Source organism: Burkholderia sp. Se-20378 (assembly GCF_017104665.1).
Lineage (GTDB): Bacteria > Pseudomonadota > Gammaproteobacteria > Burkholderiales > Burkholderiaceae > Burkholderia > Burkholderia lata.
Window position 1 is genome coordinate 1 of the sequence record NZ_JAAGPG010001070.1, and the last position, 1,264, is coordinate 1,264.

The 1,264-nt window shown below is 72.0% G+C and carries 1 protein-coding gene and 1 pseudogene; both read right to left on the reverse strand.

The annotated features are described in order from the left end of the window. Positions 1–687: pseudogene (locus tag G3N93_RS40205) on the reverse strand (cytochrome C); the annotation flags it as partial. Continuing rightward, complete coding sequence (locus G3N93_RS40210; RefSeq protein WP_174936039.1) at positions 677–1,180, reverse strand: (2Fe-2S)-binding protein; 504 nt, start codon at positions 1,178–1,180, stop codon at positions 677–679. The pseudogene G3N93_RS40205 and the gene G3N93_RS40210, both read right to left, overlap by 11 nt. Positions 1,181–1,264: the final 84 nt, after the last annotated feature.

The following is a 1,264-nucleotide window of genomic DNA, read 5'->3' on the forward strand; positions in this document are numbered from 1 at the left end:
CACCGCGACGTCGCCCGTCGCGCGGTCGACCTCGAGATCGACGACCCACGCGGACCAGCGCGCATCGCCGTCGCGTATCGCGTCGGCTGCCGTCGGCGTGTTGCCGGAAGGCGCTGCGGCGCCATCGCAAGCGAAGCCGCGCCCGCTCACGCGCGCATGGGCACCCGGGTCGACCGTGGCCGGTGCGCCCCATGCCGCGCGCTCGCTGACCATCCGGATAATCTCGCGCGGCCCCGCGTCCCGCGCCGCATCGAGATGCTGCAGGCGCAGCGCGACCGGGTCGCGCCGCAACGTGCCGGCAAGTTCGTCGACGAAGGATTCGCGGGCGAACACGTGCGCGTGTCCGGGAATCGCGTGGCCGGCATCGGCGAGTTCGATCGACGTCTGCGCGTGCCGGTAGACGAACGGCGCGGCGGCGCCGGTATCCGCGCGTTCGGTCGCCGCACCGTGCGGTGCGTGAAGATCGTCCGTGGCCGCCTGCGCGCGATAGCGCCAGGTCGTCATTCGGCCGTCGGACGCGGTCCGCGTTTCGACGTCGAGCGAGACCTGCGCGTCTGCCTGCGCATCGCCGATCGGCCAGGTGTAGCGCACGTGGTGTGTGCGCAAGGCATCGGTGCCGACTTCGTCGCGCGGCTCGATACCGGTCACGCGCTCCGGTGCGACGGGCAAGCCTGCGTCAGGCTTCATCGCCGCCTCGCAGATAGCGTGCCGCGCGATGCACGGCCCGGATGATCTCCAGGTGCGTGCCGCAGCGGCAAAGATTGAAGCGCAACGCATCGCGGATCGCCGCATCGTCCGGCGATGGAGTGCGGTCGAGCAGCGCCTTCGTGCTCATGATCATCCCGTTCAGGCAATAGCCGCACTGCGCGGCCTGCTCGTCGATGAAGGCGCGCTGGATCGGATGCGGCGCGTCGCGCGACCCGAGCCCTTCCAGCGTCGTGACGTCGCGCCCGTGCGCGGCGGCGGCCGGCACGACGCACGAACGCGTCGCCTGCCCGTCTACCAGCACCGTGCATGCGCCGCACTGCCCGAGCCCGCAGCCGTATTTCGGGCCGTTGAGCGCGCAGTCGTTGCGCAGGACCAGCAGCAACGGCGCGTCGGGCGCAGCCTCGACGAAGGTGTGCGGCGTGCCGTTCACGCGAAACGCCAGCGGCCGCGACGGAGAAGCGGGATGGGACATGAATGGATCCGGAATGCGGCGCGCGGGCCGAGGAGACCAGCGGCGGGCGACCGGCAGCGGGCACTGCCGCCGGCGCGCGCCTGA